13 protein-coding genes are annotated in these 14,824 nt (G+C 63.9%); 2 read left to right on the top strand and 11 right to left on the bottom strand.

The annotated features are described in order from the left end of the window. Window positions 1–12: 12 nt before the first annotated feature. From rsmA to lptF, 6 genes are read right to left on the bottom strand one after another with little or no spacing between them, the layout of a single operon-like run. On the bottom strand, window positions 13–861 hold the full coding sequence (rsmA, locus tag PGB28_RS19145; RefSeq protein WP_271423140.1) for a 16S rRNA (adenine(1518)-N(6)/adenine(1519)-N(6))-dimethyltransferase RsmA: 849 nt from the start codon (window positions 859–861) through the stop codon (window positions 13–15). 29 nt (window positions 862–890) lie between these two features. Further along, a complete protein-coding gene (gene pdxA, locus PGB28_RS19140) occupies window positions 891–1,853 on the bottom strand; it encodes a 4-hydroxythreonine-4-phosphate dehydrogenase PdxA (RefSeq protein ID WP_271423139.1) in 963 nt (320 codons plus the stop codon). Further along, a complete protein-coding gene (locus PGB28_RS19135; protein WP_271423138.1) occupies window positions 1,850–3,091 on the bottom strand; it encodes a peptidylprolyl isomerase in 1,242 nt (413 codons plus the stop codon). Before PGB28_RS19135 ends, pdxA begins: the two co-directional genes overlap by 4 nt. Beyond that, window positions 3,088–5,265, bottom strand: a complete 2,178-nt coding sequence (locus PGB28_RS19130; RefSeq protein WP_271423137.1) for an LPS-assembly protein LptD — start codon at window positions 5,263–5,265, stop codon at window positions 3,088–3,090. The genes PGB28_RS19135 and PGB28_RS19130 overlap by 4 nt, the downstream gene beginning before the upstream one ends. Beyond that, entirely contained in the window at window positions 5,265–6,356 is a 1,092-nt protein-coding gene (lptG, locus tag PGB28_RS19125; RefSeq protein WP_271423136.1) for an LPS export ABC transporter permease LptG, read from the bottom strand. The genes PGB28_RS19130 and lptG overlap by 1 nt, the downstream gene beginning before the upstream one ends. Further along, a complete protein-coding gene (lptF, locus tag PGB28_RS19120) occupies window positions 6,353–7,480 on the bottom strand; it encodes an LPS export ABC transporter permease LptF (protein WP_271423135.1) in 1,128 nt (375 codons plus the stop codon). Before lptF ends, lptG begins: the two co-directional genes overlap by 4 nt. Before the next feature lie 200 nt (window positions 7,481–7,680). Between lptF and PGB28_RS19115 the strand changes: the two genes are divergently transcribed. Further along, complete coding sequence (locus tag PGB28_RS19115; RefSeq protein WP_271423134.1) at window positions 7,681–9,153, top strand: leucyl aminopeptidase; 1,473 nt, start codon at window positions 7,681–7,683, stop codon at window positions 9,151–9,153. Between the two features lies 1 nt (window position 9,154). After that, the gene (locus PGB28_RS19110) at window positions 9,155–9,613 is read left to right on the top strand and encodes a DNA polymerase III subunit chi (protein WP_271423133.1); all 459 of its coding nucleotides are present in this window, start codon (window positions 9,155–9,157) and stop codon (window positions 9,611–9,613) included. A 103-nt stretch (window positions 9,614–9,716) separates the two neighbouring features. On the opposite strand, the gene PGB28_RS19105 is transcribed toward PGB28_RS19110, so the two are convergent. From PGB28_RS19105 to PGB28_RS19085, 5 genes are all read right to left on the bottom strand, one after another. Beyond that, window positions 9,717–10,472: a M15 family metallopeptidase gene (locus PGB28_RS19105; protein ID WP_271423132.1), complete on the bottom strand. Its 756-nt coding sequence runs from the start codon at window positions 10,470–10,472 to the stop codon at window positions 9,717–9,719. After that, window positions 10,462–11,301, bottom strand: coding sequence for a hypothetical protein (locus PGB28_RS19100; protein ID WP_271423131.1), 840 nt, complete (start codon window positions 11,299–11,301; stop codon window positions 10,462–10,464). The genes PGB28_RS19105 and PGB28_RS19100 overlap by 11 nt, the downstream gene beginning before the upstream one ends. Window positions 11,302–11,373: 72 nt before the next feature. Then, window positions 11,374–11,955 carry a retropepsin-like aspartic protease family protein gene (locus tag PGB28_RS19095; protein ID WP_271423130.1) on the bottom strand — a complete coding sequence of 194 codons (582 nt, stop codon included), beginning with the start codon at window positions 11,953–11,955 and terminating at the stop codon, window positions 11,374–11,376. A gap of 43 nt (window positions 11,956–11,998) precedes the next feature. Then, entirely contained in the window at window positions 11,999–12,631 is a 633-nt protein-coding gene (locus PGB28_RS19090) for a MarC family protein (protein ID WP_271423129.1), read from the bottom strand. Window positions 12,632–12,743: 112 nt separating this feature from the next. Next, window positions 12,744–14,597, bottom strand: coding sequence for an ATP-binding cassette domain-containing protein (locus PGB28_RS19085; RefSeq protein WP_271423128.1), 1,854 nt, complete (start codon window positions 14,595–14,597; stop codon window positions 12,744–12,746). Window positions 14,598–14,824: the final 227 nt, after the last annotated feature.

The raw sequence follows: 14,824 nt of genomic DNA, 5'->3' as shown, positions 1-14,824 counted from the left end.
CCCGTTTGCGTTTCAGGCCCGCCGCGCCGCCACTTCACGCGCCAGCGCGCAGAACGCCTCAAGCGGCACCTGTTCGGCGCGCTCGGTGGGTTTGATGCCGGCCGCGGTCAGCATGTCCTCCACATCCGCACCCAGCCCCTTGAGCGAGGCGCGCAGCATCTTGCGCCGCTGGTTGAAGGCGCGGGCGACCACGTCCTGCAGAATTTTGGCATCCGCCGGGTAGCGCGGCTCGGGCAGCGCGTCGAGATGCACCACGGCCGAGGACACTTTGGGCGGCGGCGAAAAGGCACCCGGCGGCAAGGACAGCACGATGCGCGCGCGTGTCCGCCATTGGGCAAGGATCGCCAGACGCCCGTAAGCCTTGGACCCCGGTTCGGCGGTAATCCGTTCGGCCACTTCCTTTTGAAACATCAGCGTCAGGGATTGCCAGAATGGCGGCCAGTCCCTGGGCGTGAGCCAGCGCACCAGAAGCTCTGTTCCGACGTTATAGGGCAGGTTCGCCGCAACGCGGATCGGCGGCATCAGATGCGACAGCGGGTCGATCTCAAGCGCGTCGCCGTTGATCACCTCCAACTGCCCCGGATAGCGCGCCGCGATCTCGGCCAGCGCCGGAAGACAGCGCGCATCCTTTTCAATCGCCAGCACCTTGCGCGCGCCCTCGGCCAGCAGCCCCCGGGTCAGTCCCCCGGGACCGGGACCGATCTCCAGCACATCGCAATCTCGCAGTTCCCCGGCCTGCCGGGCGATCTTGGCAGTCAGGTTCAGGTCGAGCAGGAAATTCTGACCCAGCGCTTTCTTGGCGCTCAGACCATGGGTGGCAATCACATCGCGGAGCGGCGGTAGGTCATCAATGGTGCCCATGTGTCTTCTTCTCTTTGCTCATCCGCATCTCAGGCATCTGCCGCCATGCGCAGCGCCGCGATCAGCGATGCAGGATTTGCCAGCCCCTTGCCCGCGATGTCGAAGGCTGTGCCATGATCGGGTGAGGTGCGCAGGAAAGGCAGGCCAAGGGTGACATTCACGCCGCGATCGAAATCGAGCGTCTTGATCGGGATCAGCGCCTGATCGTGGTACATGCAAACCGCCACGTCATAGCGGGCGCGGGCGGGTGCATGAAACATCGTGTCGGCGGATAGCGGCCCGGCAATCTCCATGCCGTCGCCGCGCAGCCGATCCAGCACCGGGGAGATGATCTCGATCTCCTCGCGCCCCATCTTGCCGCCTTCGCCCGCATGCGGGTTCAGCCCGGCGACGGCGATGCGCGGCGCTTGGATACCAAAACGCTGGATCAGCCCGGCATGGGTGATGCGGATCGTCTCTTCCACAAGTGCAGGTGTCAGCGCCGTTTTCACCTCGGACAGAGGGATGTGAATGGTCACCGGCACGACCCGCAGCAGGGGCGAGGCCAGCATCATCACCACGCGTTCCACGCCCGCCAGCGCAGCGAGATATTCGGTATGGCCAGGATAGGCAAAGCCAGCCCCATCCTGCAACGCCTGTTTGTGGATCGGCGCGGTGCAGAGCGCGCGGGCGCGCCCGTCCATGGCCATGGCCACGCCCTCGGCAATGGCGTCAATGACGGGTTGCGCATGGGCCGGATGCGGCACGCCGGGCGTGACCGGCGGGCCGAAATCGCGATGCAGCACCGGAAGGCCATGGGGCATCGCTCGGGTCGCCTCGGAGGGATCGGCGATCTCGACGCGCGGCGTGTCGTTATCGGGCAGGTGGCGCATGTCCCCGATGAGACAGAACGGCACCTCATCCCGCAAAACCTCCCACGCACGCAGCGCAAGTTCCGGGCCAACCCCGGCAGGCTCGCCACAGCTCAGCACGACCGGGGCAGGGGGGATCATTCGTAGAAAACGATACGCGCGTCGGCCCGCAGCTCTTCGAGGAAGGAATTCGACAGCGATTCAAGACGACGGTTGCGCAATCCGGTGATGACAGCTTCGCGGTCGGGGGCCTCTTCGACCGCCGGGCTGCGACCACAGAGCATCAGGAAAACCAGCGTCTGCCCGTTCGCGCGGGTCAGCGTGGTGGAGACCTCACCGGGGTCCAGCTTGGCCAGTTCCAGCGCGATATCGGTCGGGATATCCTCGGGCGGCAGCGCGTCGCGGTCGAGTACCTCTTCGGGCTGGCCCTTGGCGACGCCATAGAGATCGTCACAGCGATCGACACGGGCCTTGAGCCGTTCGGCCTGGGCCAGGGTCTGTTCGCTGCGCCCGCCCGCCATGTAATAGGCTGCGTATTCAATGGCGGAATAGCTGGGCGGGGAATATTCGGTTTCCTCGATGGCGCGCATCTGGAACAGCGCAACCGCATTGGGCAGCGGCAGCGGCTCGGTCACTTCGCCCGGGGCCAGCGCCAGCACCAGCGGGCGCAGGGGCGGGGGCAGGTCCTCAAGCTTTTGCCAGGGCAGCTTGCCGCCGCGACCGCGCGAGGGCGTCGCCGAGTAGTTGCGCGCGGCGGCGGCAAATTGTGCCTCTGTTGTGTATTGCGAAATCTCGGCGGCACGCGCCTGGACCTGCTGCGCGTTGCTTGGATCGGCAGGCATGATGATTTCAGACAGCAGCACCCGCACGGAGGACCCTCCGCCTTGCGAGGACAGCGCGCGGTCCACTTCGGCCTCGGAAATCTGCACCCGACCGGCGAAGCGTGCGCGCAGCACCTCGCGCCAGGCCAGACCGGCCTGCACGAAATCGCGGAAGGTCTGCAACTCGATCCCGGCCTTGCCGATCTCGCGCACGAATTCATCGGCGCTCAGATTGGCGCGGGCGGCAAATTCGGTCATGCCGTTGGCAATGTCGGAATTGGTCACCGAGATGCCCGCCGCACGGGCCGCATCCAGCTTGAGCCGGTCTTCCACCAATTGCTTGCGGGCGTTTTCGCGCGGGTCGCCGGGGGCGCGCAGGAGCTGCAGGAATAGTGTACGCTGGTTCCATTCGTAATTGGTAATCACCTGGTCATTGACCTTGATCGCGGGCGAGAACAGCCCCTGTGCCAGTGCCGGCACGGCACCAAGCGACAGGGTCGCGGCGCAAAGGGCCATTGCGGCACGGCGCAACATGGGGCGGAAAATGGTCTTGGTCATTGTGTGCATGTCCTGCTGTAGCCTCCTGCGTCGCCGCCTGTGCTGAACCCCTTGAGCGTAACCGTTAGACCAAAAGAGGTCGATGGGTCCAGATTGCTGGAATTCGCAAAGCGGCGCGTGGCCGAAAAATTCGCCTCGATACATTCGTTTCTATACGCCATGCCTAGCCCGGCCTTGACCGCACGGCCATCGGCCATGTCGTAACGCAGATCGCCACTTGCCGTCCAGTGGCGCGACAAACGGTATGCCCCGTCAAAGGACCATTCCGCCGCGCGCTCACTGCGGCCTTCATCCTCGTCGGAGGGCAGGATGAGGAATGACGCGCCGAGATCGAGCAGATCGTTGTTCCAGCTTCCGCGCGCTTCGGATTTCGAGACCTCGCCGCGGTCGTCGACGATGGTCCGCCCCATCAGGTACAGCCCGTCCTCGTGGCGGAAATGGGCCGATAACAGCCAATCCGACATCGCCTCGTTCAGGCCGGAGCTCTTGGTGAAATCGGGATGGGCAATCTCGCGGAACACGCGACCCACGGCCAGCCCGGCCTCCCAGCCGCGCGGATCATCGTGCAGAAAGCGCAGCCCGGTGACGACCGACGCCCCGCGTTCGCGCCGGTCCGGTGCCGGAAAGCGCGACAGATCAAGCAGGTTGCCCTCGTCCAGTTCCTGACGCAGGCTTTCATCATTGGCCACAGAGGGGTTCGACCCGCCGCTCCAGCCAATTTGCGCAATCGGTTCAAGCAATTGCCGCGCGCCCCAGGACGTGCTGCGCAGCAGCGGATAACGCAGTTCCAGCGCGGCGCTGGGGGTGATGGACGTGGCGCTGGGATCCGAGCTGCTGTCATCCTCGATCCAGAACTGATCCACCGCCAGCCCGGCGCGCGCGCCAAGCTGCAGCCCGCCGGTCGTCGTCCAGCGATCCAGCCATGTGACTTCGGCGGTCGCCCGCGTCACATCGCGGCCAAGGATATCCTCGTCAGAATAGCGCAGGTGGCTATGGGCATTGAGTGCCATGCGCAATTCGCCGCCCACTGACCCGTCAAGCTGGTAGCGCCGCTCGTAGCTGATATCGGGGATGATCGTGGGCTGGCGGGCATTCTGTTCGTTATCGCGCAGCGAATTGTAATTGATCAGGCTGGCATCGAAATATTCGTGCCGTTTCGCGCGTGTCACGCTGATCGCGCTGTCGAGCCGGTCCTTGCTGGAATAGTCATATTCCGAAAGATAGGCCTCGTCCGAGGTCAGCTCGATGTCGAATTTGAGCACGTAATCGCGGGGCAGGTCGAATTCACCTTCGCCCAAAAGATAGCCGCGCAGCCCGTCGGAGCGCAGCGTGTCGCTGGTCACGGCACCGTTGAATTCGATATCGCCGTTGTGGAACGCCCTGCGGAACCGCAGTTCGACCGTCCGGGTTTCCTCGGATATATACGGCGTGATCGTGAGGTCCGCGTGATCGCCCAGCGGCAGGAAATAAGGCACCTTGACCCCGGTTCCCAGTTCCGTGGTCGAGCGCATCGACGGGAACAGGAAGCCGCGCGCGCGCTCCAGCGTCGGATCGGGAAGGCGCAGGCGCGGGATGTACATTACCGGGATGTCGAGCACCCGGAACTGCGCCCCGTCTAAATAAAGCTGGCGTTCTTCCTGATCGTGGATGGCGCGCCGGGCGCGGATCGACCAGAGCGGCACGGCGTTCTTGCCGCAGACCTGACAGGAGGTCACGGTTGTCTTGCTGAGCTGCGAATAGCGTCCTTCGGCCCGCGCGATCTGTACCGCGGCAAGCTGCAATTGCTGGTCCAGCACCAGCCGCGCACCCGTCAGAAGCCCGTTTTCCAGACCGCTGTCGAGCGATGCGCCATCGGCCAGAACAACGATGCCGTTGCCATCATCGATGCGGATCGGGCCCTCGATTTCGAGCGTGTCGTTTTCCTGATCATAGACGATACGTTCCGCCCAGAGCCGGGTGCCGTCATAAAGCGCTTCCACGTTGCCATCGGCAATCAGCCGTCCGTCATCGGTGACCACCACATTGTCGGCCACCAGAAAGGCAATTTTGCTTTGTTCCTCGGATACCGCGGCCTCGTCAGCCGTTTGCGCGCGAAGCGGCGCGCCGGGGGCCAGGACCAGGGAGGCGGCCAACAGAACAGGCGCGGCCCAATATGCCCATGTCACCTGCCGCATCATCCGTCCTCCATCTGCAGGATCAGCCCCAGTCCGAGAAAGATCGAGGCGATGGGGGGTGCCCACGCCGCGAGCGTTGCCGGAATCTGTCCGTTCTCACCAAGGATTTGGGCGAAGTTGCGCACATAGTAAAGCCCGAAGCCGAGCATCAAGGCCCCCAGCACCGCCAGACCGGTGCGGCCCGAGCGCGCATGCCGCATGGTAAAGGCCGCGCCCAGAAGCACCATCGCCACAAGGAACAGCGGCCGCGCCAGTTCCATCTGCATCCAGACCGCATGGCGCCGGGCCGAGAAACCGGCGGTCTCCAACTGATTGATAAAGGCCGGAAGATCCCAGATCGACACGACAGAGGGTTTCCCGAAACTGTCGCGGATACGCTCCTGCGTCAGGGTCGAGGGCAGGCGCAGTTCATCATGCAGTGCTGCGTTGACCTCGGGGTTGATCCCGGGGATCAGCGGCCAGACCTTGGCATTGGTCAGGACCCATTCGCCCTCCGCAAGCCGCGCGGTTTCGGCCTTGATCCGCCGCACCGGCCCGCTGTTGGCGGCATAGGCGAGGAAGGTCACATCATGCAGAAGCGTCGCATTGGGGTTCGAGCGTTCCGCATGGATCACCGTCTGGCCGCGCCGGTCGCCCTGGCGCAGCCAAAGCCCCTCGCTCCCGATGGAGAGCGTCGACATGCCGCCCGAATCCTGCAATTCGCGCAGGTCGTGATAGCGTTGCGAGGTGGCCGCCACGATCGGGTTGAAAACGGCCACGGTCACGGCGCCCGCCAGCAGCGCCACCATCAAGGGGCCGAACAAAGAGACGAGCCCCGCACGCCCCGCTGCCCGCGCGACCACCAATTCGCTGGAGCGCGCCAGCGCAAGGCAGAGCGTGATCGAAGACAGGATCATCACCAGCGGAAGCATCTCATAAAGGCCCTCGGGCGTGTTGAGCAGGGTGATCTTGAGCACGGTCGAGAAGGGCGCATCTTCAAATGCGCGCACCTGCTCGATCAGGTCGAGCAGCGCCACGAACAGGAAAAACAGCGCCAGAAGCGCAAGGAACACGGTCAGGAACCGCCGCGCGAAATAGAGATGCAGCGTCATGCGGTCACCTCTGTTTCGGGCGTTGCGCCCCGCTGTTTGCGGCGCACAAAGGCCATGGGATGGCCCGCACGCCAGAGCAAGGCAGCCCAGATCAGCAACCCGATCATAATATGGCTGTAACTCAGCGGCCAAAGCTCGGGCGATGAGCGCACCGGGTCGGTCGTGGCCCCTTCGATCAACTGCACCACCACGATCAGGAACACCGCGAGGACGACCTGCTTGGTCACGCCAAACCGGCTGAATCCGCCCACCAGAAGCGCGGCCTGCCCGATCAGGGCGGCCACCAGCCCCAGCAGCGGTGCGGTCAGCCGTTTATGCGCCTCGATCAGGATCTCGCCCTTGTCCTCGCGCACCTCGTCTTCGATGGCGTCGGTGCTCCACAAAAGCTCCCATGTCGGGATATAGCGCAGCTTGCGGGGTGACCCGCCACCCTGTGCGATCAACCCGCTGATATCGCGGGACAGTTGGGTGAAATTCGTGGTCGAAAGCTGGCCAGTCTTGGGCGTCAGGATTTGCGCCATGCCATCCACCATGATCAGCTTTGGCCCGGCCTCGTCCCGCAGGAGATAGGCGCGTTCCGCAGTATAGGTGATATGGCGCAACGGGTCGCGTTCGTCCGACATGAAGACATCGCGCAGCTCCCCCTCGGGCGAGATGTCGCGGATATAAAATGTCACGTCATCTGCCGGATGCAGGAACACGCCTTCGCGCAGGAGCTTGGCACTGACCGAGCCCGCAATCTCGCGCTCGCGTTCCTTGAGCTGCTCCAGCGAGGCGGGGATCAGCACATGGGTCAGGATATTCATCATCACCGCCACGAACAGGCCGAAGATGAACACCGGCCGCGCCAGCCGCCACGGCGAGTAGCCCGTCGCCTGCATCACCGTCAACTCGCTGTCACCGCTCAGCCGGTTGGTGACATAGACCGCCGCCGCAAAAGCGGCCATCGGCAGAACCATGCCGATCACCTTGGGCAGGGACAGCGCCGTGAATTCCAGGAACACCGTGGCCGAGTGCCCATCCGCGATCAGTTCATCGAACAGGATCACTGCGCGATTCACCCAGTACACAGCCACGAGAACCAGCGCGAAAAAGCTGAAAAGCACGAATAACTGCGACAGCATATATCTGTCGAATCTGGACAACCGGTTCCCCCAAACCTTGATTATGAGAGCGACAGTAAAGGAATTCGCCGACAGGGAAAACGACCTTTTGGGCGCAAGCACGTTGGGAATTGCGCATCGTTGCCACATTGGGGGGTGGTTTGGGGGCATTTCTCCCACTAGGACTTGTGCAACGCAGAGAAAACCGGGAGCGACCAACCATGACCACACCTGCCAAAATCACCTTTGCCGAGACTGACCTGGACGCGATTGCAACCGCCCCGGGCCGGGTGGCCGTGATTCTTGATGAAGAGGGCAAGCTGGACCCCGGCGCGCGGCGGGTAAACCGGCAGACCAAACAGGCGCTCAAGCGCTTTGCCGAAAGCGCGCGGTTTGAAAAGATGAAGGCGGGTGATCTGGCCTCGCTCACAGCGCCTGTGGGGATGGAAGCGGATGCGGTGGATGTGCTCAAACTGCCGCGCCGCCCGGATGAAGCCACGGCGCGCAAGGCCGGGGCCGCGCTGGCCAGGGCGCGCGGCGACGCGGATCTTCTGGTGCTGGCCGGTGGGCGTGCCAAGATGGACGAACTCGCGCTAGGGCTGGCGCTGCGCGGCTATGAATTTTCCGATCACAAGACCGGCAAGGACACCCCGCGCGACGCGACGCTGACGGTGATGTGCTCCAAACCCGACGATCTGAGCGCGGCCTACGCGCCCAAGGCCGCCGTCGCCGAGGGCGTGTTCTTTACCCGCGATCTGGTGTCCGAGCCTGCCAATGTGCTGACCACCCGTGAATTTGCCGCCCGGCTTGAGGCGCTCTCGGGTCTCGGTGTCGAGGTCGAGGTGCTGGAAGAGGACAAGCTCGAAGAGCTGGGTATGGGCGCGCTGCTTTGCGTGGGGCAGGGCTCTGACAGCCCGTCCAAGGTTGTCGTGATGAAATGGATGGGCGGCGAGAAAGACGCAGCCCCGCTGGCGTTGGTGGGCAAAGGTGTTGTGTTCGACACCGGCGGTATCAGCCTCAAACCCGCCGCGGGCATGGAAGACATGACCATGGATATGGGCGGTGCTGGCGTGGTGTCGGGCGTGATGAAAGCGCTGGCGCTGCGCAAAGCGCCCGCCAATGTGGTGGGGCTTGTTGGGCTGGTGGAAAACATGCCCTCGGGCAATGCCACCCGCCCGGGCGATATCGTCAAGTCCATGAAGGGCGACACGATCGAGGTGATCAACACCGATGCCGAGGGGCGCTTGGTGCTCTGTGACGTGATGTGGTACGCGCAGGAGACGTTCAAACCGGCGGGCATGATTGATCTGGCCACGCTGACCGGCGCGATCATCATCGGGCTGGGCCATGACAATGCCGGGGTGTTCTCCAACGATGACGCGCTCTGCAATGCGTTCCTGAAATCCGCGGCTGCCGAGGGTGAAGGCGCATGGCGCATGCCGATGGGACAAAGCTATGACGATCAGCTCAAGTCGCAGAAGGCCGATATGAAGAATGTCGGCGGGCGTCCCGCCGGGTCCATCACCGCCGCGCAATTTCTGGGCCGCTTCGTGAAAGAGGACTGTCCGTGGATTCACCTTGATATCGCGGGTGTGGCGCAGGTCACCAAGGACACCGACCTTGCGCCGAAGGGTGCGACGGGGTGGGGCGTCATGGCGCTGGACCGGCTGGTGCGCGACAAGTTCGAGGGCTGAGATGGGCGCGGCTTTTTTCTACCACCTGACCCGCCGCCCGCTGGAGGCGACGCTGCCGCTGCTCTTGGAGAAATCCCTTGCAGCGGGCTGGCGTGTGGCGGTCAGGGGCGTAGAGGAGGGCCGTCTTGACTGGCTGGACGAAAAACTGTGGCTTGGCCCGGAGGAGGGGTTTTTGCCCCATGGCCGGGCGGGCGGGCCACATGACGGGCTGCAACCCGTGCTGCTGACCTCGGGCGCGGCGGGAAATGATCCGCAATGCCTCATGTCGGTCGATGGCGCAGAAGTGGCCGCCGAAGAAGTACAGCGGCTGGAGCGGGTCTGTATCCTGTTTGATGGCCATGACGAGCAGGCGGTGGGCCATGCACGAGGCCAGTGGAAGGCACTGACTGGCGCGGGCTGCGCGGCGCAATACTGGTCCGAAGAGGGCGGGCGCTGGGAGAAGAAGGCGGAGAGCGGTTAACCGAAATCTTCAAAAGCTTTCGGTCCGTTCAGCAAGAAAACTGTCCCCCAGACAGTTTTCTTGCCTCACTCTTTTGAAGAAATCGTTTCCCATTTGGTGCGGTTCAGTCTTTGCCCGTATCGCGCGGGCCGATCACGAAATCGAACTGCCGCGTCGGGAAGGGCTCATTGCGCAGGCGGAAATGCCACCATTCCTTGGAATAGCCACGAAACCCGGCCTCATTCATGGCGCTTTCAAGCCGGTCCCGCTTGTCCCAGACCTCCAGCGACAGCCGCGCACCCAGCCCCGATTGATCCGAAAAACAGTCGAAATTCGTGCCCATATCGACCGATGTTTCGCGTGGGCGCGACTCATATGGCGCATCACAGGCACGCAGGTCGTCCATCGCAGGTGTAATGGGCGGCTCTCCCGTCCGGACCAGCCCCAGATCGACGGTCGAGCCGCGCGAATGGGCCGAGCGACGCGCGATATAGCCCAGCCGGTGCAGGTCAGCCTTGGCAATGTCGGGATAAAACACCGGCTTGAGCTGCCCGGCGCGTTTGTTGCGCGCCCAGGCGGCGAAATGTTTGACGGCGCGGTCGGGGCGGTAGCAATCCCAGACCACCAGCCCATAGCCCTGCGCGACAAGCCGGGTCTGGACCGTGGCCAGCGCCTCGGCTGCCTGCCGGGTCAGCACGCATTCCGCGGCCTGATAGCCCGGCACGGGGCGGTCGGTGAAATTATACGGCCCGGCATAACGGATATCCTGCGCAATCTCCGGTGCCGCATCGCGCAGGTAGACGAACCCGTCAGGCAGGGGATCGGCCATCGCGTTGCCCGCGATCAGGCCGAGGGCAAGAACATACTGCTTAATTCCCAATTTCCTGCTCCAGCCCGTTGATCGAGGACCAGCCGCTTTGCCCCCGCCATGTCACGTAGCACCAGTCATAGCGCCCGCCGCCCGGGTCGGGCCTGCGGCATTGGCTGACGGTGATGCCGCCCTCGCGCGCCGGGATACGGAACACCACCGGATGCATCGTGCCGGGACCGGAGCGGATATTCTGGTAGCCCTTGGAGACATTGGGTTTCACGGCCCATGTCACGCGCGGCTCCGCGGGCCGGGGCGCAGGCGTGCCCAGCGATTGCGCGCCCGCAACGGCCGCGCCGCTTTTCTGGACCGAGATGCCCAATCGCAGCGCGTCCTCCTCGCTCAGCCATTGCATCGCGGCGGGGTCGGAGCGGGTGATGTAGAAAATCGCCTGATCCGACAGGCCCAGCTTGTTCAGGTAACCGCCGACCAGCGCATTGCCCATGGACGATACCGACGCGCCGCCCTGTTCGGTCACGCGATAGGCGGCGTGAAACCCGATCTGCGCGCCATTGCCCATCACCCGCCGTGTCCCGCCCAGCCAGGCCAGCGCACACGCCGAGGCACAGACCGCGTCATCGGGCACCATGGTGCGCATATCCAGAAGCCGCGCAGCCTCACCAATATCAATGCCCGCCTGCAGGCTGCCGCCGGGGCTGGCCAGCACGACGGTGGCGTCGCGGTGGCTGAGCGCGGCTTCGGTAAAGCGCGCCGCATCCCCCTGAACAAGCTCACCTGTGATCACGACCATCGCGCTGTCACCCGATCCGGTTGTCCCGATGCTGGCCGCGCCCCCAAGTGAGGCCCAGCCCATCAACAGCGCGGTTGCCATCCAGCGCATGCGCTTGCTCCTGCTTGTCTCTCCGGGACAAAGGCTACGCGCGAGGAGGCTTTTGGCACAAGGGCGAAGGTCTTAGCGTTCGAGAATGAGAGTGCCGCCGGAAATCTCCAACCGGTCAAACCGTTGCAGGTAGCTCATGCCTAACAGGCTTTCGGGCATGGCGCCTTCGTTGACATAGGCGCCGACGCGTCGGTCAGTCACCGCGCCCACGCCGATCTCGTCCAGAACCACGCGCGCGGTGCGCACGGGGCCATTGGCGGTCATGGCCGTGCTGGCATAGATGAGATCGGAAGGATCAAAGCCCGCCGCCCTGGCGTCTTCCTCCAGAAGCACGATCGAGGTGGCACCGGTATCCACCACGAACCGGGTCGGCACGCCATTCACGTCGAGGGTCAGGTAGTAATGCCCGTCCGCGCTGCGCGGGACCTCGATCCGGCCCGCCTCGGCAAATACCGATTGCCGCGGCACGATGGTGTGGCGGATATCGGCCCAGAGGCCATAGACCGCGACCACCCCGAAAAAGATCAGCACCCACATCAGCGCATGTTGCGCGACCGTGCCACGGCTGCCGCGGTTGGCGGTCACAAACCAGAACAGCACAGCCCCCAGCAGCATTGCGAGATAGATCAGTTGTCCGGTGTCCATGGACGACATGGGCGTTCTCCTTCTCCCCTGAGATAGGGCAGGGTGGACGCGATTACGAGGCTACGCCCGCAGCAAACCCGAAATCGCGCAACCCGTCGAGCACGAATTGCACCGACAAGGCGGCCAGCAACATGCCCAGCAGACGCGTGACGACGTTGATGCCCACGCGGCCCAGCGCGCGCTCCAGAAGCCCGGCCATGAGAAAGAGCGTCAGAACGATGGCCACCACGGCGACCATGACGCCGGTGACCATGGCATAGCCCTCAAGCCCCGGGCGTTCACCGGTGAGCAGGATCATCGAGGCAATCGCCCCGGGGCCCGAAATCAGCGGGATGGCCAGCGGAAAGACCGACGGGTCGGGGCGGTCATCCTCTTCTTCGGCCTGATCCTCGCGCCGCTTGGTGCGACGCTCAAACAGCATGTCCAGTGCGGTGAGAAAGAGTAGCAGGCCACCCGCGATACGGAAGGCAGGCATGGAGATGCCGACAAAGCCCAGCACCGCCTCGCCGAACAGGCCAAACAGAGCCAGCAAGAGAACCGCGACGCCACAGGCGCGCAACCCGATGGCGCGGCGTGCCGCCGATGTCATGCCCTGGGTCAGCGCCACGAAGAGCGGGGTCAGCCCGATCGGGTCGATCACCACGAAGAGCGTGACAAAGGCAGAGATGAGAAAGGCGGTGTCCATGGGTCTTTGCGATCACGACAGCAGGGCTTTGTCAATTGTGCGCGGCCAACCAAAACCGATTTCTTTTAAAGAAATCGGGCCGAAATCTTTTGAAGATTTCGCGACTTTGGGCTCAGGCGCTTTCCGCCGCTTCCAGTTTTTCCAATGCCCGTTCCCAGAGCATCTCGGCGCGGTCCAGCCCCTCCATCACCTCGGCATATTTTCGGTTCCAGACCTCCAGTTCGCCCACGCGTTCCTCGTCATAAAGCGCGGGATTGGCCAGTTTGCTGGCCAGCTTGTCGCGCATATCCGAGATTTTCTCGACGCGCTCCTCGCATTTGCGGACCTCGGCGCGCAGGGCAAGGATGGCATCGCGCGACGGGCGCTTGGGTTTGGCCGCTTTGGCCTTGTCGGTCTTCACCGGCTTGTCGGCGCTCAAAAGCAGCTTGCGATAGGCTTCCAGATCATCATCAAACGGTTTCACCGTGCCGTCGCCCACCAGCCAGAGCCGGTCCGCCACCATGGACAGCAAATGCATGTCGTGGCTGACAAGGATCACCGCGCCGGAATAGGCCGTCAGCGCCTCGACCAGCGCTTCGCGGCTTTCGATATCGAGGTGGTTGGTCGGCTCGTCGAGGATCAGGAGATGCGGCGCGTGCAGTGTCGCCAACAAGAGCGACAGGCGCGCTTTCTGTCCGCCCGACAGGCGGCCCACTTCGGTGTCGGCCTGATCCGCGCCAAGCCCGAACCCCGCCAGTTGCGCCCTGAGCCGGGTGGGCAGCACATCGGGGCGCGCGCGGCTCAGATGTTGCAGCGGGGTCTCATCAATATGCAACTCATCCACCTGATGCTGGGCGAAATAGCCGATGCGCAGCTTGTTGGAGCGGGTCAGTTTTCCCGCCAAAAGCGGCAAGCGGTCCGACAGCAGTTTCGACAGGGTGGATTTGCCCTGACCGTTCTTGCCCAAAAGCGCGATCCGGTCGTCATGGTCGATGCGCAGGTTCAACCGCCTGAGCACCGGCACCCCGTCATAGCCGGTCTCGCCGCCTTCGATGGAAATGATCGGCGGCGAGAGTTCCTCGGGCTGGGGAAAGGTAAAGACCTTGCGCGCGATCTCTTCGGGGGCGGCGACAAGGTCGATCTTTTCGATCATCTTCAGCCGCGCCTGCGCCTGTTTGGCCTTGGATGCCTTGGCGCGGAACCGGTCGACAAAGCTTTGCAGATGGGCGACGCGGGCCTGTTGTTTCTTGGCCATCGAGGCCTGGACGGCGCGTTGTTCGGCGCGTTGGCGGGCGAACTGGTCATAGGGGCCCTGATAGAAGGTCAGCCGCCGTTCATCGAGATGCAGGATCGCACCTACCGCCCGGTTCAAAAGCCCCCGGTCGTGGGAAATGATGATCACCGTATGGGGGTATTTCGCCAGATAGCTTTCCAGCCAGAGCGCGCCTTCGAGGTCGAGATAGTTGGTCGGTTCGTCCAGCAGCAGAATATCGGGCTGCGCAAAGAGCACGCCGGCCAGCGCCACCCGCATCCGCCAGCCGCCGGAAAAGGCGGAGCAGGGCATCTGTTGCTCGGCATAATCAAAACCCAGCCCCTTGAGGATCGACGACGCCCGCGCCTCGGCCGACCAGGCGTCGATATCGGCCAGCCGTGTCTGGATATCGGCAATGCGGGTGGGATCGCTTGCGGCCTCGGCCTCGGCCATGAGCGCCGCGCGCTCGGTATCGGCCGCCAGCACCGTGTCGAGCAGCGAGACATCGGAAGAGGGCACCTCCTGCGCCACGCCGCCGATGCGGGCGCGTTCGGGCAGGGTGATCTCGCCGCCTTCCAGCGCCAGTTCACCCCGGATCATGCGAAACAGCGTGGTCTTGCCGGTGCCATTGCGTCCCACAAGACCGACCTTGTGACCGGCGGGAATGGTGGCGCTGGCACCCTCGAACAGTGGGCGGCCTTCGACCGAATAGGAAATGTCATTGATCCGCAGCATGGGGTGCTCTTGTCCAGGGTGGTCTGACGGCGCCCGTGGCGCAGCGGTCCCGCGTTACAAGAAATCGGGCGGGATCGAAAGGCGCAATTGCCGGGGTGATGTCCGGAGTGCGCACTTTGCTGCCGTTGGCTTTGAAGTCCTAAGGGCCGGGCTCGACCCTGGGTGGGCGCAAGCGAAGCTATCTTTAGGCCGCAGCATCGCTGCTCGTATAACAAAGGTTTGGAGCG

This window comes from Primorskyibacter aestuariivivens, assembly GCF_028023675.1.
GTDB lineage: Bacteria > Pseudomonadota > Alphaproteobacteria > Rhodobacterales > Rhodobacteraceae > Marinovum > Marinovum aestuariivivens.
The sequence above is the reverse complement of the archived record's forward strand: the minus strand, read 5'-3'. Positions and strand labels throughout refer to the sequence as shown.

Excerpts from the sequence above, each read along its gene's own strand:
- rsmA (WP_271423140.1), bottom strand. The coding sequence starts at position 861 with ATGGGCACCATTGATGACCTACCGCCGCTCCGCGATGTGATTGCCACC.
- pdxA (WP_271423139.1), bottom strand. The coding sequence starts at position 1,853 with ATGATCCCCCCTGCCCCGGTCGTGCTGAGCTGTGGCGAGCCTGCCGGG.
- PGB28_RS19135 (WP_271423138.1), bottom strand. The coding sequence starts at position 3,091 with ATGACCAAGACCATTTTCCGCCCCATGTTGCGCCGTGCCGCAATGGCC.
- PGB28_RS19130 (WP_271423137.1), bottom strand. The coding sequence starts at position 5,265 with ATGCGGCAGGTGACATGGGCATATTGGGCCGCGCCTGTTCTGTTGGCC.
- lptG (WP_271423136.1), bottom strand. The coding sequence starts at position 6,356 with ATGACGCTGCATCTCTATTTCGCGCGGCGGTTCCTGACCGTGTTCCTT.
- lptF (WP_271423135.1), bottom strand. The coding sequence starts at position 7,480 with ATGCTGTCGCAGTTATTCGTGCTTTTCAGCTTTTTCGCGCTGGTTCTC.
- PGB28_RS19115 (WP_271423134.1), top strand. The coding sequence starts at position 7,681 with ATGACCACACCTGCCAAAATCACCTTTGCCGAGACTGACCTGGACGCG.
- PGB28_RS19110 (WP_271423133.1), top strand. The coding sequence starts at position 9,155 with ATGGGCGCGGCTTTTTTCTACCACCTGACCCGCCGCCCGCTGGAGGCG.
- PGB28_RS19100 (WP_271423131.1), bottom strand. The coding sequence starts at position 11,301 with ATGCGCTGGATGGCAACCGCGCTGTTGATGGGCTGGGCCTCACTTGGG.
- PGB28_RS19095 (WP_271423130.1), bottom strand. The coding sequence starts at position 11,955 with ATGTCGTCCATGGACACCGGACAACTGATCTATCTCGCAATGCTGCTG.
- PGB28_RS19090 (WP_271423129.1), bottom strand. The coding sequence starts at position 12,631 with ATGGACACCGCCTTTCTCATCTCTGCCTTTGTCACGCTCTTCGTGGTG.
- PGB28_RS19085 (WP_271423128.1), bottom strand. The coding sequence starts at position 14,597 with ATGCTGCGGATCAATGACATTTCCTATTCGGTCGAAGGCCGCCCACTG.